General features: G+C 70.9%; 16 protein-coding genes and 1 CRISPR repeat array (1 of these 17 running past the window's edge). Of the genes, 6 read left to right on the top strand and 10 right to left on the bottom strand.

The features are described from left to right. The first annotated feature begins 232 nt into the window (after positions 1 to 232). Genes JQN83_RS11705 through JQN83_RS11685 form a run of 5 tightly spaced genes read left to right on the top strand, consistent with a single transcriptional unit; the run spans position 233 to position 9047 of the window. Entirely contained in the window at positions 233 to 1891 is a 1659-nt protein-coding gene (locus tag JQN83_RS11705; RefSeq protein ID WP_208567116.1) for a Cas10/Cmr2 second palm domain-containing protein, read from the top strand. Then, on the top strand, positions 1884 to 4502 hold the full coding sequence (locus tag JQN83_RS11700; RefSeq protein ID WP_208567115.1) for an RAMP superfamily CRISPR-associated protein: 2619 nt from the start codon (positions 1884 to 1886) through the stop codon (positions 4500 to 4502). Before JQN83_RS11705 ends, JQN83_RS11700 begins: the two co-directional genes overlap by 8 nt. Continuing rightward, positions 4499 to 6172 (top strand): RAMP superfamily CRISPR-associated protein, encoded by a 1674-nt coding sequence (locus tag JQN83_RS11695; RefSeq protein ID WP_208567114.1) that lies wholly within the window; start codon positions 4499 to 4501, stop codon positions 6170 to 6172. The genes JQN83_RS11700 and JQN83_RS11695 overlap by 4 nt, the downstream gene beginning before the upstream one ends. Further along, positions 6169 to 6735, top strand: coding sequence for a type III-D CRISPR-associated protein Csx19 (gene csx19, locus JQN83_RS11690; RefSeq protein ID WP_208567113.1), 567 nt, complete (start codon positions 6169 to 6171; stop codon positions 6733 to 6735). Before JQN83_RS11695 ends, csx19 begins: the two co-directional genes overlap by 4 nt. Further along, positions 6732 to 9047 (top strand): RAMP superfamily CRISPR-associated protein, encoded by a 2316-nt coding sequence (locus tag JQN83_RS11685; protein WP_208567112.1) that lies wholly within the window; start codon positions 6732 to 6734, stop codon positions 9045 to 9047. The genes csx19 and JQN83_RS11685 overlap by 4 nt, the downstream gene beginning before the upstream one ends. 67 nt (positions 9048 to 9114) lie before the next feature. Here JQN83_RS11685 and JQN83_RS11680 read toward each other — a convergent pair whose 3' ends face one another. Next, positions 9115 to 11541, bottom strand: a complete 2427-nt coding sequence (locus JQN83_RS11680) for a hypothetical protein (RefSeq protein WP_208567111.1) — start codon at positions 11539 to 11541, stop codon at positions 9115 to 9117. Between the two features lie 150 nt (positions 11542 to 11691). On the opposite strand from JQN83_RS11680, the gene JQN83_RS33760 reads away from it, so the two are divergent. Then, positions 11692 to 12822, top strand: a complete 1131-nt coding sequence (locus tag JQN83_RS33760) for an SAVED domain-containing protein (protein ID WP_208567110.1) — start codon at positions 11692 to 11694, stop codon at positions 12820 to 12822. Positions 12823 to 13299: 477 nt separating this feature from the next. Here the strand turns inward: JQN83_RS33760 and JQN83_RS11670 are convergent, their stop codons facing one another. From JQN83_RS11670 to JQN83_RS33755, 9 genes are all read right to left on the bottom strand, one after another. Continuing rightward, on the bottom strand, positions 13300 to 13713 hold the full coding sequence (locus JQN83_RS11670) for a hypothetical protein (RefSeq protein WP_208567109.1): 414 nt from the start codon (positions 13711 to 13713) through the stop codon (positions 13300 to 13302). Positions 13714 to 14077: 364 nt separating this feature from the next. Next, positions 14078 to 14368, bottom strand: coding sequence for a CRISPR-associated endonuclease Cas2 (locus JQN83_RS11665; protein WP_208567108.1), 291 nt, complete (start codon positions 14366 to 14368; stop codon positions 14078 to 14080). Then, positions 14365 to 14643 carry a CRISPR-associated endonuclease Cas2 gene (locus JQN83_RS11660; protein WP_208567107.1) on the bottom strand — a complete coding sequence of 93 codons (279 nt, stop codon included), beginning with the start codon at positions 14641 to 14643 and terminating at the stop codon, positions 14365 to 14367. The genes JQN83_RS11665 and JQN83_RS11660 overlap by 4 nt, the downstream gene beginning before the upstream one ends. A gap of 5 nt (positions 14644 to 14648) precedes the next feature. Further along, positions 14649 to 15479: a CRISPR-associated endonuclease Cas1 gene (gene cas1 / locus JQN83_RS11655; protein ID WP_208567106.1), complete on the bottom strand. Its 831-nt coding sequence runs from the start codon at positions 15477 to 15479 to the stop codon at positions 14649 to 14651. Beyond that, entirely contained in the window at positions 15446 to 15640 is a 195-nt protein-coding gene (locus tag JQN83_RS11650; protein ID WP_208567105.1) for a hypothetical protein, read from the bottom strand. The genes cas1 and JQN83_RS11650 overlap by 34 nt, the downstream gene beginning before the upstream one ends. Beyond that, entirely contained in the window at positions 15637 to 16545 is a 909-nt protein-coding gene (locus JQN83_RS11645) for a reverse transcriptase domain-containing protein (protein WP_208567104.1), read from the bottom strand. Before JQN83_RS11645 ends, JQN83_RS11650 begins: the two co-directional genes overlap by 4 nt. Positions 16546 to 17191: 646 nt before the next feature. Continuing rightward, positions 17192 to 18256, bottom strand: a complete 1065-nt coding sequence (locus tag JQN83_RS11640) for a HesA/MoeB/ThiF family protein (RefSeq protein ID WP_208567103.1) — start codon at positions 18254 to 18256, stop codon at positions 17192 to 17194. After that, positions 18244 to 18498, bottom strand: a complete 255-nt coding sequence (locus tag JQN83_RS11635; protein ID WP_208567102.1) for a hypothetical protein — start codon at positions 18496 to 18498, stop codon at positions 18244 to 18246. The genes JQN83_RS11640 and JQN83_RS11635 overlap by 13 nt, the downstream gene beginning before the upstream one ends. Positions 18499 to 18656: 158 nt before the next feature. Further along, on the bottom strand, positions 18657 to 18779 hold the full coding sequence (locus tag JQN83_RS33755) for a hypothetical protein (RefSeq protein ID WP_279632719.1): 123 nt from the start codon (positions 18777 to 18779) through the stop codon (positions 18657 to 18659). An 83-nt stretch (positions 18780 to 18862) separates the two neighbouring features. After that, positions 18863 to 19202: a CRISPR direct-repeat array (repeat unit 30 nt; unit sequence GTTGCGATCCCTCCAGGGGTGATGAGCGAC) (it continues 156 nt past the right edge of the window).

Genomic DNA, 19202 nt, shown 5'->3' with positions numbered 1-19202 from the left:
TGTCGCTGCCCGTCCGGCAGGGTGCCGTCGAAGGGCAGCGCGCCGAAGTGTCTGAAACCCGTCTCGCTACCGAGTGCATTCGACGCACTTCATCAGATAGCTTTGCCGGCTGCCTTCCGCGCAGCGCGGAACCCCGCTGGCCGGCGTCTCCACTGTGTGCACACGGGCGTCGTTTGCGGCGGCTGCCGTACCCCGCGTGTCCAGCAGGATCCGCAGCGTCGAAGGGATGTGGATGAGCAGTCCATCTCAAGGCTCCGGCGACCGCCGGCACTGGGTGGTCATTGAGACCGGCGCCAACCAGGCGTACGTGTTCGCCAGTAACAAGCAGGCCGTGAACGTCGGTGCCAGTGAACTGATCTACCAGGCGGGCACCGCATGGGTGCGGGACGCCATCGGCATGATCAACGTGGGTCGGGTGGACCCCGTTGTCGACATCGTCGTGGTCGCCTCCGGTAAGGCGCTGCTCCTTGCCGACGATGCCGAAACCGGCAGGGCTGTCATCCGGGCGGTGACCCACCGGGCCCTGGAGGAGGCACCGGGTCTGGAGATCTGGGGCACCGTGGATCCGGATCCGGCCGTCGAGGCGGACCTGGGCGCAAGGCTGGGTCAGGCGTACCGGCGGCAGGCGGCGTGGCGCAGTCGCCGCCCGTCGGCGCTGCTGCGGCACCCGACGTTGCCGTTCACCCGACCCTGCCACTACTCGGGGCAGCCGTCGACCGCGATGGGTTTCGAAGGCGACACCACGTACCCGAGGGCGGCGAAGGTCGACGCGGCCTGGCGGCGGCGCGACGCCGGCCGGGACCGGATGGCTGGCCAGTTGGGTGACTCGGCGGTGGTCCGTGCCGACACGATGGCCGACGGGGTCAGCAACGCCGGATGGGTGGCGGTGATGCACGCCGACGGCAACGGTATCGGTGGCGTGTTCCGCAGCATCGCCGAGGCGTACACCGGGCGGGAGTTCCTGGATCGGCTGGGTGAGTTCAGTGTCGCGTTGGACGAGGTGACGGTCGCCGCGCTGCGGTTCGCCGTGGGCCAGGTCGACGAGCGGAGGGGTTGGCTGTTGCCGCTGGTGGTCGGTGGTGACGACGTGACTGTGGTGATGGATGCCCGGCCGGCGTTCGAGGTGACCGCTACCTTCGTCGAGCGTTTCGCGCGTACTGCGGCCGACCATCCGGTCATCTCCCGGGTGCTCGCCGATGTGGGGCAGCCGGGGTTGACGGCGTGCGCCGGGATCGCCTACGTCAAACCGCATTACCCGTTCAGTGAGGCGTACGAGTTGGCCGAGCAGCTGTGCACGTCCGCAAAGCAGATCAAGCGGATCGATCCCCGCTGCGGTGCGGTGGACTTCCACGTGCTGCACGACTCGATCGGGCAGCCCCTCGATCGGATTCGTTCCTCGTTGACCGTGGCCGACGGCGGCGGGGCCGAGCTGCGGTTGTGGCCCGGCCCGGTGGTCATCGGCGAGGCGGAGGAAGGAGGCGAGGCGGCGGCCCGCCACATCACGTTGTTGCGGGCTGCGGTCGAGGAGTTGGGCAAGCGGTCGGGCGAGGAGGATCCGCCTGTGCTGTCTCGTAGTGCGTTGCACCGGTTGCGGCAGGCGCTGCTGGCCGGGCGCACCGAGGCTGAGCGGGCCCGGGACCAGGTCGCCGTCTGGGCGTCGGATCCGGCGGCGGCGGGTGCGTTCCTCACCAGGCATCTGTTGCTGCGTGCACCCTCCGGCGGCGACGGCGGACAGGGCAGAGCGCGGTCGCGGGGTGTGAGGGACCGGCAGGTGTGGTTCAGCCGGATTCTCGGCGCGATCGATCTGATCGACATGGCGACCGGCACCGCGCCGCACGCCGGTCACAGCCCCGGCCGCAGCCGGGAGACGGGATGGCGGCGTGATGGGTGACCCCGATTCCGTACGCGACACGGGCACCGGCCTGCGTAACGGCCAGCCGTTCACGATAGAGGTGGAGTTTCTCAGCGACTGGGCCTGCGGCACGGGCACCGCCCGGCACGGCGCGGTGGACCGTGAGGTGCAACGTGACGTCGACGGGCTGCCGATGCTGCGCGGCAAGGCGCTCGCGGCGGTGCTGCGTGACGCGGCGGAGACCGTCACCGTCGGGTTGGACGACGGCGCCACCGGCGGCACCTGGCACGACTGGGTTGAGGTGGTCTTCGGTAGTCAGCCCGGCGCGTCGTCGCGTCAGCGGCTCTACCCTGGTGAGCGGTTCCGGCCGCGGCCACGTGCCATGCCGGTCCCGGCGGCTCTGCATGCCCGGCCGCTGCGCCTGCCCGCGTCGGTGCGGGGTGCGATCGCCGCACTCGACGCACGCGACCGCGTCCTGGCCCGGGAGGCCGCAGTGCTGCTGCGCCCCGGGGTGGCGATCGACGCCGACCGGCACATCGCCGCCGACGACACGTTCCGCATCGAGGAACGGGCCGCGACCGGGTTGACGGTGACCGCCGACTGGCAGCTGTTCTTCCCCGGGCTTCCCGTCGGGCAACCGGTGCCGTGGGAGGCGGAGCTGCTGCTGCGGGCCGCCGCCCGGCTGGTCGACGCGATCGGTAGCAAGCGTCGCCGGGGTGCCGGCCGCTGCCGGGTCACCATCGCCGGTGACCAGGCGCGGGAGTCCGATGGCGACGTCAGCGAAGGAGCCGGCCGGGATGCCGGCCCAGACGCCGGCCATGGTGCCGATCTTCAACTGAACACCCTGCTGGATCAGGTCGACCAGGCCCGGTCCCCGTCGGAGGTGGTGTCGACAGCGGCGGCCGACCCGGCCGCCTCACCGCTGGGCTCCCGGGCCACCGACCCTCCCGTGCACCGGCATGATCTGCGGATAACGGCGCTCACTCCTCTGCTGTTCGCCCGGGGTGTGATCGGCAACATGGTGCTGACGGAGCAGTTCGTGCCGGGCACTTCGCTGCTGCCGATGGTGGCGCGGGCACTGGGCGGGCCGGCCACCGAGTTGATCACCGGCGGCCGGGTGGTGGTCACCAACGCCACGGTGGAAGTCGAGGGCGAGCGGTCGTTGCCGGTGCCGCGGGCGTTACACCGCCCCAAGGACACCGACCCGGACACGACACCCGGTGTTCGGCCGGACGGCGAACAGCCCGCCAGCCGGCGGGTGGACGGCCGGCACCCGGACGACGAGCTGACCGACGGCGGAGCGCCGGGCTCCGACCAGCCGGTGGAGCTGGTCAATCTGCTGCGTCCCCGTGCCGAGGACGGCCGGCGGCTGCGGCCGATGACGGGCTGCTGCATCGCCGACGGTGACGGCGGTATCCGCATCGGGGAGGTGGGCCTGGTGGCGCAGGCCCATGCTGTCGTCGACGACACGTCCCAGCGGCCGACCGAGGACTCCGGTGGCCTGTTCGTCTACGAGGCGATCGCCGCCGGCACGGTGCTGCGCTGCGAGCTGTGGCTGCCGGCCGACGCCGCGCTGGACACCGACCGGCTCGATGGCGAGCATGCGATCGGCCGGTCCCGCAAGGACGACTACGGCCACGTGACGGTCGAGGTGCTCAAGCCGGGTACCTCGGTGCTGACCGAACGGACGCCGCCGGCCCGGACCGGTTATGGCGGCGACGACGTGGACGACGGTCAGCTTGTTGTCTGGCTGCTGTCGGATCTGCTGCTGTCCGGGCCGGCCGGTGAGCAGGTCACCGACCCGAATGCGGTCGGTGCCGTGCTGAGCGAGCGGATCGGGGTCACGTTGACCCTGCCGGATCCCGGTCCGGACGAGCCGCCGAGGGAGCTGGTCACCACCCGGCGGGTCGAATCATGGCAGCGTCGCTGGTCGATGCCGCGACCGTCGTTGACCGGGCTGGCCGCCGGCAGCGTCATCCGGTTCCACATGACCGGGACACCCGATGAGGAGGCGCTGACGCGGATCGAGGCGACCGGCCTCGGGGAACGCACCGCCGAAGGGTACGGCCGGGTGGCGCTGCAACCGCGACTGCTCGACCACGCGACAGTCCGGCTGTCCACCCCGGATCCGCAGCGCGACGGCGGGAACGCCGGTGAGCCGATCACCGACCTGCGGTCCACCGCCGGCATGCCCGGCCTGGCGGTCGAGCTTTTGCGACGCGGCTGGCGGCGCGAGCTGCACCGCACCGCAGCGGTTCGGGCCGCCAGCACCGAGCTGCGACAGGAGTTCGTGCCGCCGGGGGTGACGGCGGCGCAGCTCGGCACCTTACGCACCCTGGCCGACCGGCTCACCGCAGCTGGCGGCCCGCAACAGATGCTGAGCTGGGTCGCGGCCACCGTCCGCAGCCGGCCCCGCAAGCAGACCTGGGGTGCCGACCGGCTCAACCGGTTGGCGGCGCTCGCGTCTGGCGCGGACCAGCTGTGGGAGCACCTGATGGTGCGTCCGCCGGCCGGGATCGCCGAGGAGCTGCATCCGGTGGCGGCCGGGTGGCTGCTGGCCGAGGTGGTGCGGGCCGAGGTCGAGCAGCGTCGCAACCGGCCGGCAGGCGACGAGCCCGCCGCCGCGCGGCAGGCGGGGGTACGGTCGTGAGCCGCCGGGTGAGCAGCCGGTGGGAGCTGACCGGAACGCTCGTCGCCCAGGCTCCGCTGCACGTCGGTGGGCTCGACGTCGGGCCGGCACAACTGGTGCAGGCCCGCGACGGTGCGGGTCGTCCACTGCTGCCGGGGACGTCGCTTGCGGGGGTGATCCGGTCGGCGTTGCGGGCACAGGGCCTGCCCGACTATCGGCTGTGGGGGCTGCCGTCCCGCGACTCCGGTGACGGCGGAGAGGCCTCCTGGGTACGGGTCGACGATGCGCCGGCCGTCGACCCACCGCAGCCGGCCGTCGACGCACCGCAGGTCGAGCTCCGCGACCATGTGTCGATCGACCGGGTGCACGGGGTGGCCGCCAGAGGGCACCTGTTCAGCCGGGAGGTGCTGCCCGCCGGCACCCGGTTCGCGTTCCGGATGGTGGTCGACGCGCCGGAGAACATGGACGCGGACACGGCGGAGGATCTCGTCCACGCGATCGCGGCCCGGCTACGCGGTCCGGGGATCAGCGTCGGGGCCGCTGTCACCCGTGGGCTCGGTCTGGTCAGGCTGCAGGACGCCGAACTGCGGGAGTCGCGCCTGTCCACTCGGGCTGGCATCGTCGCCGCGTTGCGCCTCGGCGGGGAACCGGTCGAGCTGCCGGCTGCCGACCCGGACGAGGTGCCGGCCGGTGTGCTGCGGATCGTCGTGCCGTGGCGCCCGCAGGGTCCGTTGGCGGTACAGGTCAGCTCGGACGGTGACGTGGTCAGCGCGTTTCCGTTGACCGGGCGCGACGGGGCCGGCGGTCACCGCCTGGAGCTACCGGGAAGCTCGATCAAGGGGGTGCTGCGCAGCCACGCCGAACGGATCACCCGCACGGTGACCGGTGCTGCGGCGCCGGTGACGTTCCTGGACCAGATGCGGGCCGACGGGTTGGGACCGGTGGCGGCGCTGTTCGGCACCGCCGCCGCCCGCGACAGCGACAACCGGGACCTGCCGGCCGGGCAGCGCGGCGCGTTGCAGGTCGCCACCTGTGTCAGTACCGCCGCCATGCCGGCCGCCCAGTGGGACGCGGTCCGCCTGCTGCAGCAACGACTCAGCGAGACGACCGGTCACGCCGGAAGGCCCGCCGACGGCGGGCAGAACGCCGACGGCGGGCCGGCGCCACGGAAGGTGGACGAGCAGCGGGTGGCGTTGGGGCGGCTGCAACACGCCGTCGACGACCTCAACGGTTCGGTCCGCGGGATCCGGTTCACCATCGCGCACCACGTGGCGGTGGACCGGTGGACCGGCGGGGCGGCTGAGGCGCTGCTGTTCGCGACGGTGGAGCCGCACGACACCAGCGGGAAGGCATGGCAGCCGATCATCCTCGACCTGGCGGTGGACCAGCTCGACCGGGATCCGACGAAGCCGGGCACCGACGCTGACGACGACCGGCGGGCCGCGCTGGCGTTGCTGCTGCTGGTGTTGCGGGATCTGTGCGACGGGTGGCTCGGTTTCGGCCACGGCACCACACGCGGGGCCGGTGCGGTGCGGGTCGACGCCACGGCGGTGACGTTCCGGGCCGGGCACCGGACCGGCTGGTTCGGCGTGCTCGATGACCGGTCGCTGGCCGATGTGCTCGCCGACGAGGAGTTGACCGCGCCGCTGACCGCAGCCTGGCTGGCGACGACGACCGGAGGTGGGGCGTGAGCACCGTAGGACGGACGGTTTCGCAGCTGGGGCACGGTCCAGCCGATCGGGCGTTGTGCGCGTTCGTCGACGGCAGGTCGGCGGGGATCGGGTTCTGCTACCGGCCGGCCGACGCCCGCTGGTTCCGCTTCGACGGCGACGGGGTGCCCCGGGGCGCCGACGGGAGTGCCCTGGACCTGACCGGGGTGTTCGAGTTGCGGGCGTTCACCGACGACGAGGAGCTGCGCTGGCGGAACCGCTCCGCCGGGTCCGGCACCGCCGCCGTGGTCTGCGGCCCCGGGCTGGGGCCACACGAGCGGCTGCTGTGGGGAACCGTGGTGGGTCCGGCTCCCGGCCCGGGCTGGGTGGCGTTGCACGACGCCCGGATCGGCGTGCTGCACGTCCCGGTCGACACCCCGGCCGGTGGTCGGGCTCCTGCCGACGGCGACCTGGTGTGGCTGCAAGCCGTCGAGTATGTCGAGGAAGACCGGCACGGCAACGCCGCCGTGGTCGACGAACGGCTGGTCGGGCTGGTCGCCCGACCGCACCCCAGGCAAACCAGTCGAGCAGGAGACGTCCGATGAGTAACCAGCAGCTGCCCATCGGTGCCACAGGCCCAAGAAAGTTGACTGAGGCCGAACGGAGTTTCCTCAACCCGTACGGCTTCGTCCCGATCCCGGACCGCGACGATCTGCCCGAGCCGCTGCGGGACGGACCGCCGGCCGGCCACGACCGGTACGACAGCATGAGGTGGAGCGGGACGATCGCGATAGAGATCACCACCCGTACTCCGATGTTGATCCCGGACCACGGGCGGCGCGCGGCAGATGGTGCTGACGCGCCGCTGCCGGTGCGGGTCGACCATGCCGGTCGGCCGGTGCTGGCCGGTTCTGCGGTCAAGGGGGCGTTGCGGTCGGCGTACGAGGCGATCACCAACTCCCGCTTCGGGGTGTTCGCCGGCCATGACCAGCAGTTGGCGATCCGGGCCACGGCCGACACGTCGGCGTTGCAGCTACGACCGGCCGTGGTCGACTCGATTGGCGACGGCACCGTCCGGCTGCAGGTCATCCGATCGTTGCAGCCGACAGGTCGTGAGTCGGACGAGGTTCATCCGGCGGCATGGCTACCTCGGCGGCTGGCCTGCCATCGGCCCGGCGGTTGCCGTGGGCGGTCGAGACACTTCGACGGCCCGAACCCTCCCCGGTGCAGCGAGGAACGTGGTCGGGAAGTCGACGCGTGGATTTACCTGGCCCGGCACCAGCGCCGTGATTTTCTGTTCTGGCGGGTCGCCGCGTACGCCGAGCCAGGCAAACTCGTCCCACTCGTCCGGGCAGAAGAGATCCGCGACCGGGACCCTCGGCCCGGTCCGCACATCGAGGACCATCCGTTGGTCCGGGTGCGGGGGGTGGTGCACTGGACCGGCAGCACCTTCCCTGCCGGCGGCAAGAACAAGCACGACGAGCGGCTCGTCGTCACCGAAGTCCTCGACGACGATGGCGCTGCCGACCTGGACGACGACTACATCGACGTTGGCGAGCCGTTACTCGAAGGCTGGACTGCGGTGATCGACTCCTATGATCGGGCGCACGACACCGAGGCGAATCTCAAGAGGCTTTACGGCGGCTACGTGTGGGACGTAGAGCGGTGGAAGAGACTGCGAGTCTGGGACACCCTCTACATCGAGTTCGACGATAACGGTGCACCGACCGGGCTGTACCCGGCGTTGATCGGACGCAAGCCGTTCCCGGGGGCACCGGTAACGAGCCTGCCGGCGTCGCACCGGCCGGCAACCGAACGTACCCTGCTCTCCCCCGCCGACCGGGTGTTCGGCTGGGTCCGCCAGGGTCGCGACGACGACGGAGTGGCCCACCGGGGGCATCTGCGGGTGCTGCCACCCGACGGTGGCGACGCGCTCCGCACCGACGCCATCCAAAAACTCGACCGACCGTTGACCCTGGTCGCGCTCAACTCGCCCAAGCCGTCCCAGTTCCTGTTCTATCTGGGCGACCACGACGGCGGGCCGCTGCGAAACGCGCGCCGCCATCCGTCGCAGGGCTTTCCGGATGCCGAGGACACCCGCCGGCTACGGGGCCGAAAGACATACCTGACGCATGCCGAGGTGCTGGACGGCGCGCAGGACGCGGAAACGTACTGGATGCCGCAAGCGGAGGAGGAAAGTGATCCACTGCGGCCCCTGCGAATCGGCGGACGGCGCCGCTACCGGGAGTACATCGCACCTGCCGGCACAAGCAGGGATGTCGCCACCAGAGTGTCGAGTTGGGTGAAGCCCGGCGTCACGTTCCGGCTGACCCTGCAGGTCGACAACCTCAGTCGGATGGAACTGGCCGCGCTCCTGTGGTTGCTGTCGCTGCCCACTGGGGCCTGTCTCAAGCTTGGACTGGGCAAGCCGCTGGGCTTCGGCGCGGTGCAGGTCGAAGTCGACTGGGCTGGCTGCCGGTTGTTCACCCGCGACCGGCTGCTGGACCGTTACCGCACGCTGTCGCTGGCACCCGCGCCGGATGACGCCGGGGCACCCCGCCAGCTGGCTGTCGCCTATGACAGCATGTTGCGGCAGCGCATGCCCGACGTGCGGGACGGGTTCCTCAACGCGGCGTACGGGTTCGCCGGTCTACCGGTGCACTACCCCCGGTTTGGTCCCGTCGGCGGGGGTGGGAATCAGGAAGCCGGGATCGCCCCGCGCGCCACCACCTACGACTGGTGGGTCGCCAACGACAAGATCGGCAACCGGCGCGACAGTAGTCGTGGCCGACGGCTCCCCCTCGGTGAGCTGTCCGCACCGGACTCGCTGCCGCTGCCGTACGACCCCACCACGAAGCCGCCAGCCGACCGGCGAGGTGGCGGTTCCCGGGGCGGGCGCAACAACCGACGCCATTGACTCAGTCGCTGGGCTCCGGTGGGACGTTCCGCTGCACCGGAGCCCGGCGTTCGCCTACCGTCGCCCGTCATCCCTCCGACATGACCGTTCTGGCCAGTTCATTGGCCCGGCGGACGTGTTCGTCGTCGCGCAGCGCCTGGACGTCGGCCCGCAGCCCGGCGAGCAGATCGACCAGCCGTGGACCACTGCCGGGCCGGCCACCGAGGGCGTCCCGGGCGGCGTCGGCCATCGCGGTCAGCAGTCCGCTGACGGTGTGCTGCTGTCCGTCGGAGCGTTGCCGGATCAGGTCGGTCAGCGTCCCGGCGTCGAACGGGCCGTCGCCGTGGGTGATCGGCAGCCGGTTGCGGGTCTCGAACAGCGGCCGCAGCAGCCTCTGCCGCATCCCGTTCTTGATCTGGTTGTTGTCGAGGGAGTTCTCGACGCTGGCGCAGGCACCGACGATCGCTCGCATTGCGGTCGCGGTGTCGGTGTCGACGCCGGGCAGCGAAGCCCACACGTCGATCCGTTCGGCGATCATGCGGATGGTGAGGTCTTCTGTGGCGGTGGCCGTCTGCTGGATCTGGACCGGCCAGCTACGCAGGCGCGTGGTGGTGCAGCGCAGCGCATCGGACAGGCCCAGCGCGCGGGCGCTCAGCGGCTGCCCGACGGTGAGAGTGCCGAGCAGCCGGGCGGCGGTGTCGAGTTCGGCGATGTCGAGGGCGTGGCCGGCGGCGGTGAGGATGGCCTGGTCGGTGCCGAAGCGCAGCGGTAGTCGGTGAGTGCCGGCGGTGGGCACGTCCCGGTTGTCGGTGACGAGTTGGCGCAGGAACAGCGGTATGCCACGGACCGCGGCGGCCCGCTGCGCGGCGGCGAGCAGGGTCAGGACGTGTTCCTTCGGGCCGGTGGGGATCAGCACGACCGCCCCGGTTTCCGGTCCGAGGTGCTGGCGCAGTAGTTCGGCGGCGGCCTGCTCGGTGAAGGCCGCCGGGTCGTCGGTGGGGACGCCGACGTCGGTGATCGGGGCGGCGACGGCGGTGTGGCCGGCGGTCCGCAGCCGGTCGGCGCAGTCGAGGGCGTGCGGATAGGTGCCCGACGCGGTGCCGAGGATGACGGCGTTCACCGCCACCGGGTGCCCGGCCGGCACCCCGAGGTAGGTCCGGACCGCGGGATCGAGGTTGTCGCGTCGTTTCGGGTCTGCTGCGGCGGCGGCGACCTGTTCGACGATGAACGGGCTGCCGTCGCGGGGTGGGTGGCCGAGGATGGTGAGGTAGCAGACGGTGTCGGCGGGCACCAGAGGCAGCGGTCCGAACCCCGGTGGGGCCGGGTGCGGGTCGGTGTCGACCGGTGGGGTGTCGTGCTCGGCGAGATGCCGGCGTAGGGCGGCGAGCATCGCCGGCTGCGGTGGGGCGAGTTCGTGCGCGCTGGCTTTGCCCATCTCGTTGAGCTGTTTGGCGATGGTGGAGCCGAGCCACCGGCCGCTGGGTGCGTTCTTGGCGGCGAGCACGGTGGGGTCCTGGCGTTCGTTGCGGACGATCCGCAGCATCTCGCCGAGGGTGGCGATCCGCGGCCCCGTGCGCCGCTGTGCCCAGTCGATCAGGTCGATCGGGGAGTCGTCGGATGCCCGCAGTTCCTGATAGCGGCGCAGGATGTAGGCGCGTACCGCGAATCCGCTGCTGCCGTCGCCGCGTAGCAGCGCGGCGGCCATCAGCGCCCGCATCCGGTCGGCGGTGGGGGCGGTGTGTGCCTGGCCGTAGTGGTCGGCTTCGGCGTCGATGATGCGCTGTTGTGCGGCGGTGAGGGTGAGCTGGCCGGTGTCGGCGAGGTCGCGCAGCAGGTCGTGGTAGCGCCAGCGGCGCAGCAGCGGCACGACCGGGTCGATGGGGAGGGCGTCGGTGGGGTCGTAGATGGCGTGCCGGGGCGCGACGGTCGGGCCGATGCGGATCAGCGACCAGGGCAGGCCGGCGTCGATCACGGCGTCGAGCGCGCCGAGGGCGGCTTGGGTGGCGCCGCTGCCCCAGACGACGTACGCCCGATCGGCTCGTCGCTTCGCGGTGCGGTCGGTCGCGGGGTGGTCGGTGTCGGGTCCAGGTTCGGCGCGGGTGCGGAGGATGCGGGTGACGGCGGCGGCGATGTCGGCCTCGGCGAGGCTGGCGGCTTCGGCGACCGTGGCCGCGGCGAGGTGCCTGCCGTACAGGTCGGGTCGGTGGCGGAGGGCATCGCGGATCGCGGTGGCGATCGGGGCGACCATCGCGGTGCTGACCAGCACCAGGTGTACGGCGACAGCGGCCGTGTCGGGGTCGGCCCGCAGGGCGGTGAGCGCGGCGGCGAGCGGCGCGGTGTCCCCGGTGGTCTGCGCCGGGGTGCGCAGCAGCAGGATCTCACCGTTGCGGGTGTCGTCGACCAGCGGCCGGGCGAGCCGCTTGAGCAGGTCGGCGGCGACTGTCGGGTCCGAGGGATGTACGCCCAGATCGGCGTGGCCGACGATGTGCAGCACGTAGACAGTGTGGGCAGACACAGCCGTCCTATTCGGTTGGATTCGACGATGGTGCCGAGCCGGACGACGTTACCAGCGGGGCGGCGGTCGGGGCGGTTGTGTCGGGTATCCGATGGCGGACCTGCCTGGCGGCGGGTTCCACAGTGGTGTGCTGGCGCCGATGATGGCACGGTGACGGATGATCGCTGGGAGGGCCCGGGGCTGACGGTGTTCGGTTCGGCCACCGGCGGCGGCCGGGCGGGCCGGGCGGGCGGCCGTTCGGGCGGTGACCGGGGCGGCTGGGCCGGCGGGCTGCGGGCGGCGTTGTCGGACGGGACGGCGGCGGTGGCGGTCGGCGGCGCGCTGGCCGGTGGTCTCGGGGTCGAGGCGGCCAAGTCGGTGGTGGTCGGTGAGTCGGCCGGCCGGTGGTGGTTCGTGGTGGGCAGCCTGGCCGGGACGGCGTTGCTGGTGGCCGGTTTCGGCCTCCGCGAGCGGGCGCAACGGCAGGTGCGGGTGCAGGTGGGGATCGTGGCGACCGCACGCGATGCCGGACGCGGGCTGGCTCGGGCCCGGCAGTACGAGCAGCAGGCCGAGGAGTTCAGCCGGTCGACGTGTGCGGTGACGGTGGCGACGGCGGTCACCCTGTCCGGCGATCCTGCGGTCGACAAGAACCGGGTCGAGGGCCTGGCGGATGAGACGTTCAACGCGTTGATGCTGGCGCAGCGGCTGACGCCGGAGGCGACCCGGGTCAATCTGATCCCGACGATGCCGCTGCATCTGGCGTTCTGGTTCGGGGCCCGGCTGGGTCACACCCATTCGCGTGAGGTGCGGGTCCACGCCGTCCGCCAAGCCGACGGGTCTCCCCCGTACTTCGCGGCGACGGCGTTGCGGGCCACCGAGTCGGCTACGACACCGTTGACGGCGAGCGTGGAGGCTATTGCGGGTGGGGATCCGTCGCGGGCGGCGCTCGCGCTGGACCTGCAGGGTTTCGGGCGGCAGTTCACCGATCCGGTACGGGAAACCTGCCGACAACACGCCATCGGCCATCTGCTGATACTGCGGAGCGCGGGTTCGGTGCTGGCCGAGGACGCGGTCACCTACACGGGGGTGGTGGAGCAGGCCCGCCGGGAGTGGCTGGCCGCCGCGTTGCCGAGTGCGGCCCGCACCGGCCGGTACGCGGTGTTCCTCAGCGGCTCGGTGGCGATCTCGCTGGCGTTGGGTGCCCGCCTGGCGGCGTCGGATCCGGGGCGGTGGACGGTCTTTTCGTTCGACCGGGACACCCACTCGTACCAACCGTTTCCCTTGCCGGAGCCGACCCGGTGAGCGACAATTTCCACATCGGCCTGTCGACGACCACCGGACAGGAGGTGAGACTTCCACGCCGGGCCCAACGACCTCCATCAAGGACAGTCAAAACATCGATGCATGCAAGATTATGTGTCAGAGTTGCGGTAGAATGTCGATTGCGGCAACTTCCGACACGCCCGGGATCCGGGGGAGGTTGGCGGAAAGATCCCAAAGTGCGCCCGAGCTGCGAGAACGCGCCTCACAGAGATCATCTGAGCCGTCGTCAAGATCTCGATGATCATGAGGTTGTTCTCCTGGCCACTGTTTGCCCAGCCCAGACCACCCGGCATTTCGGACACGGTCCCCGGGCACACGAAAACCGCGCCGGATTGAAACGTCTCCTCACGATGAGGCTCCTTTCAGGGTCCCCGGGCACACGAAAACCGCGTCGGATTGAACCCGGCCTCAGGTGCGAGGTATATGAAAGATCGAGCCGAATTTCAGGGCTGGTTTTCAGCGCGGCGGCGGTGTGGTGGTCAGCTCGCCGCATTTGGGGCACCAGCGGCTCTTGACCCGGAACGAGAACAGCCCGGCCAGGTAGCCGAGTAGCGCGGCGCTCGTCAACGCGCAGATGTCCGTGTTCCTCTGCCTTCTCTGCGGATCGGGACGGTGGAGTTGGGCCGGTGGTTGCCGCCACCGGCCCGGCCCCGGGAGGTCCGTCGGGTCGATCCCGGCGGAGTGAGAGCCCGGGGCGCGTGCACTGCAGCTACAGACGCCGATCGCGGCCATCCGCCCGTCCCGACCCGCCAAGGTGATCGTGGCGAGAATGCCCACGTCGAGGCCGTACCGGATGTCGGACACCCGGACCGTCATCGAGCGGTCGCCTACCGCCCCGTCCGCCTTGCCGAGATACAGCGTGCCGCCCACCCGAATCAGATCGCGCCCGCTCGTCGTGGACGTACCCGTCCGGCCACAACCCGGCGTACTGCAACACCGCCCGCACCCGACGCACCCGGCCCCGGTCACACCGATCCAACACCGCCAGCCCCCTGGTGAACGGTTGGCAGAACGCCGCCACGTCACACACCCGGCGCTCGGCCAACCGGCTCGGCATGTGCCCGGCGACGGTCTCGCGCGCCTTGGCCAGCGCCTCAGCAACCGGCCGGTTCCGCATCGCCGCGGCCGCGCCCAAGGGCGTCCGTTGCGGTTCTTCGCCAGGTGCCTCCGCCACCCCACGCGGCGCGGTGTCTTGCCGGCCCTGTTGGCGCCCCCTGTAGATCGGCGGCCACGTTCAGTGGGCGGTCCAACCGGGTTGGCGGGTGAGGTGGTGCGGCTGGCGAATCGGCAGCCACCTGGCCCGGCGTGCGCAGCCGGGGCAAAGGGCGTGGCCGTGGATCCGGTCCGCCGGGCCGGCGACCGCGGCGAGGTCGGCGACGACCCGTGCCGCGGTCAGGTTGACCTCCGGTGGCACCAGCCATCCGCTGTACTGGATGCGGTCGGCGATCGGACCGAGCCGGGCGCGTACCTCGGCGCGGCGACGGTCGTTCACGATGTCGTAGACGACGAGCACCGGCCGGTTCACCAGCCGGTCCAGCCCTGCTCGGGGAGGACTTCCAGCGGTACGCCGTACCCGGCGGTTTCGCAGTCGGGGCAGGACGGCAGGGCCAGCAGGTGCCCGCCGCCGGTGAACCGGTCGGCGGTGGTGGCGAGCAGCCGGTCCAGGTGCGCGTCGCCGATGTGGATGGTGAAGACGCTGTACAGCACCCGCACGCCGTGGCGGCGCAGCAACGTCGTCAGCTGCCGGCGGTCGCGGTCGTCGGGCAGGTCGAAGGTGACGGTCCACCAGCTGGGTTGCATCACGGTCACCTCCAGCGGAACGGTCGGTACTGCGTCTGCTCGCCGAGCAGCCAGCCGCGCAGCCGCAGCGCTTGGCGGCGTACGAGTTGGTGGTAGGTCGGCTGATCGGCCGGGGTCGGCCATTCGCGGGCCGGCATGGCCAGCCGGGCCTGATACCGCGAGATCAGCGCGGATGTCGCGCCGGGCGTCAGGCGGGTGCCGTCGAAGTCGGCGTCGGTCACGGTACGCAGGCCGAGTATCGCCAGTACGGTGTTCTCCAGCAGCGCCGGCCGCCACTCCTCCATCAGGTCGAAGGCGAGCGTCGGTCGGCCCCGGCTCGGGGTGTGCAGGAAGGACAGGTACGGGTCGAGCCCGGCGGCGATGATCGCCCCGTGGACGGTTTCCCGCAGCAGTGCCGAGCAGTAGTTGATCAGCGCGTTGATCACGTCCCGGCGGCTGCGGTCGCGGGCGGCGAAGCCGTACTCGACCGGGGTTATCACCCGGATGGCGCGGAAGTACGCGCCGGCCGCCGCGCCTTCGATACCGAGCAGTTGCGCGAGGTCGGTCGCGGCGCCGGCGGCCTGCTCGAACTCGGCGAGCCGGGTGACCGCCGCCCACACCGTCTCCGGGTCGCCGCTGCGTTTGGCGCGGCGACGCAGCAGCGTCGCCTGGTTGGCGATCTTGGCGGGGATGATGACGCGGGCCAGGTCGAGTCGGGCTGCCGGGTCGCGGTGCCGGTCGAGTTGCCGGAGCCGGGCGGCGATGTGCCCGGCGGTGGGCGGTTCGAGCCGGCCGAGCGGGCGGCCGGTGCTGCTGAGCAGGATCAGCGGAATGCCGTGGGCGAGCATGCTGTGCATGGCGTGTGGGGTGCGGTCACCCGGCCGGTGGTGACGACCTCACCGACCATCGTCATCGGCGCGGAGGCGCGCAGCACGCCGTCGCGGTGCACGACGAGCCGGCCGTCGCGCCGGCCGAGGATGCAGTCCGGGCCGATGACGTGGAACGCCTTGCCGATCATCGTGGGCTCCCGTTGCTGGCCGGCAGCTTTCCCTGCTGCGGGGCGTTGAGCAGCGGGTGGGTCCAGTCCGTGTTGGGTTGCTCGGGTCGGCCGTGCTCGCCGTCGAACACCCAGCCGAGCATGCTGAACCCGGCGTCGAACGTGGTGATCTGCGTCTTGTCGGGGTGCAGCCGCAGGTTGAGCGCGACCAACTCGGCCCAGATCTGCCGGGCGCCGCTGATCGCCGCGTCGAGGTCGCCGCAGAACAGCGCGAGGTCGTCGGCGTAGCGCACCAGCCGGCCGTGCCGACCGTCGACCCGGGCGTCGAACTCACGCAGGTAGAGGTTGGCCAGGGTCGGACTGATCGGCGCACCTTCGGGAACGCCCCGGACCCGGGTGCGCAGTCCGGCTGCGGTCAGCATCGGCGCGGTGAACCAGCCGCGCACGATCCGGCTGACCGCCGGGTCGGCGAGACTGCCGCTGACCATCTCGTGCAGGAGCTGGTGGTCGATGCTGGCGAAGAAGTCGGAGATGTCCGCACGGACCACATAGCGCAAACCCTTGTCCCGGTACGCGAGAGCCATCGTCAACGCGTCCACCCAGGAACGACCCCGCTGGTACGCGAAACTGACCTCGGCTCGGCGGGTCTCCCACCGGTCACCGGCGACGTGCAGGAAAGCGCGCTGCGCCACCCCGTCGGCGACGGTCGGAATGCCCCGGTCGCGGCGCTCGCCACCACGAGTGACGGCCATAAGCCGCAGCGGTTGCGGAGCGTATTCGCCGCTGCGCAGCAACGCGGACAACGACTCCAGCCGTGGGCCGAGGTGATGGGCGAACTCGGCGACGGTCACGCCGTCCGCTCCGGACAATGCGGTGCCGGCGGCGACCCGCGACCACGCGGCCCACAACGTCGGCTGGTCAGACATCCGACTCAACAGCCGGGAAGGAGAGGTATTCATGCCCAGATCGGACGGACGAACTCCGATAGAATCGGTGGCATCGACGCCACTCCGGAGATCAACAGGAGCTTATGTCCGGAAATGTCTATTGCGACAACCTCCGACACGGCCAGGATCCCGGGCAGGTTGGCGAAAAGATCCCAAAGTGAACCTGAGCTGCAAAGACGCTCCCCACAGAGATCATCTAAGGCTCCCCCAAGATCTTGATCGACAAGAGGTTGTCCCCGGATCACCATGTTTACCCAGCTCAGACCGCCCGACATTTCGGACAGGGGTCCCCGGACACGCGAAACCGCACCGGATTGAAACCGGGATCTCCTCGGTCCGGTCGTCCGGCTGACCGGGTCCCGGACACGCGAAAACCGCACCGGATTGAAACTCGCTTCCGATGCCGTAAAATGGCTGGACGTGGTCGTCTCCGAGCACACGAATTGGGCCGGATTAGGCCTGTGGAACGCCCGTCGACGAGCGCAGACGGGTAGCGTCTGCCACGACTGGCGGTATCAACCCACAACGCAATGCAGCGCGTGATCCCGTCACGGATCAAAATTCCGTGACGGGATCCACGAGATCTCATTAGGTCCATCGAGAGCCGGCGTCAGCCGGCCTGGGGTCAGGTGTCGTGGTGGTGTGACCCGTTGCGCGGGCCCGGCTCACTGGGTGACGTATATCGGGACGACTGGGTGTTCGGGTTCTGCGGTGCTCCGGCAGCGTCGTGCGCCGCTGGCGGCGCGGTGGTCCGGGCCACGGACGGTGGGCCGGCGGCGTCGCTGAGCCCCCGTGGCGAGTCCGGCCCGCATGCCAGGCACTGCGGGTCGCGGTCGGCATCCAGCGCCGTAGTTCCGTTTACCGCCGCGTCAACCAGCAGATATCGCACCGGCGGTCGCCACAGCGAGACGTAGTTCAGCAGCTCGCCGACGGCGTACCCGGCGATGATCTGGTTGAGGAAAACCACGCTGGGCGCCGGCTCGGCCGGATCGTCGACCCGGTATCCGGCCGCCCGGCGCGCAGCTGCCAACCCCGGATCGAGTTCGGCATCCACCAGGCGCGGGTCGTAGCCGCACAGGCAGAGCAGGCACGGTCCGCCGGGGCGGATCACCGCCAGATGCCCGCCGGCTTCCAGCCGTACCCGGGAACTGGCTTCTTGATCGTGGTCGTCGGGCTGCTCCGGGCGGGGTGCCGGTCCCAGCTCGACTCCGACGTCGAGATAGCAGCGGGCGTACTGCACGGCCAGCCGGTTCAACGCCCAGCGTGGCGCGTGCCCGTCCACCGCGCCGACGATCACCTCGGCCGGGCGCACCTGCTGCCAGACGACCGGGTCGAGGATGCTGCCGGCGATGCCGCGTACCCGAACCTGCGGGTTGATGGTCCGGACCGTGCGGGCCGCGACGGTGACCTTGGTCGCTGCCCGTGCCACGTCGGCCGGCTTGGCGCCTATCAGACGGTTCAGGTTGGTGGCGGTGACCGTGTCCGGGTCGACCAGCAGCAACCCGCCCACTCCGAGGTGGGCCAGCGACTGGACGACCTGGCTACCGACACCGCCGAGACCGACCACGGCGACGGTCAGTTCGGCGAGCCGGCCGAACGCCCGCACCTGCCGGTCGTAGCGGTCCTGGATCGGCCCGGTGGCACCGGTCGGTGGTGCCGGCCCGTCGAACGGCATGGTCAGGATCGGCACAGTGTCACCTCGGTCAGGTCGTCGTCGCCGAGGAGCACCAACCGGTCGAGCATCCGCAGCGTCCCGTCGTCCGGGTCGGTGTAGGCGCCGGCCACCGACGCCTGGCCAAGCAGCAGCGACGCCACCCCGACCGGTGGTACGGCCGGCATCCGGTCGAGGAACTCGGTGTGGGTCTGGCGCATGTTCTCCACGTCCAGGCCGGAGAAGTTGACCGTGTCGTCGGCGAACGGGTGGCTGTGCACGTCGACCGAGGGACAGGCCGGTCTCGAAGCAGGCGATCAGCACCTCCCGGGTCAGCCAGGCGGCAACCCTCGACCCGTACACTGTTCTGCACCGACAGCGCGTCGTCCGGGATCGGGATGGCCCGGGTGACCAACAGGTCGGTGACCGCCCCGGTGCCCTACGGGTCGGTCCACCGGCCGGCGCGGGCCAGCAGGTAGGCGCCGCGTTCGTCGTCGCTGTCGCGCAGATGCCGCCGTATCGTGTCCCAGATGTCGCGGCTGATCCGCAGCGCGCAGGCCATCAGTCGGCCGTGCCGAGATAGGTGCGGATCGCCTCGACGTAGCTGACCAGCTTTCATTCCCGCAACGCGTACGCGTCCGAGATGTTGTGATCCCTCCAGGGATGATGAGCGACATCGTCTCGACGAGATCGGGTGGGTGGCCTACCACGTGTTGCGATCCCTCCAGAGGTGATGAGCGACCCGCCTGCGTGAGGGCATCGTCGGGTTCGGGCCGTGTTGCGATCCCTCCAGGGGTAATGAGCGACATGTGGCGCGCGATGGGCCTGACCGTCTACCAGGTCGCGTTGCGATCCCTCCAGGGGTGATGAGCGACTTGCCTGTCGGTACCAGTGGCAGTTGCATGCTGCGTGTTGCGATCCCTCCAGGGGTGATGAGCGACCCGACGCAGCGGTCGCAGGCCCAGCTGTCCTACCAGTGTTGCGA

The sequence above is a fragment of the Micromonospora antibiotica genome (assembly GCF_017599305.1).
GTDB classification, from domain to species: Bacteria; Actinomycetota; Actinomycetes; order Mycobacteriales; family Micromonosporaceae; genus Micromonospora; species Micromonospora antibiotica.
The sequence above is the reverse complement of the archived record's forward strand: the minus strand, read 5'-3'. Positions and strand labels throughout refer to the sequence as shown.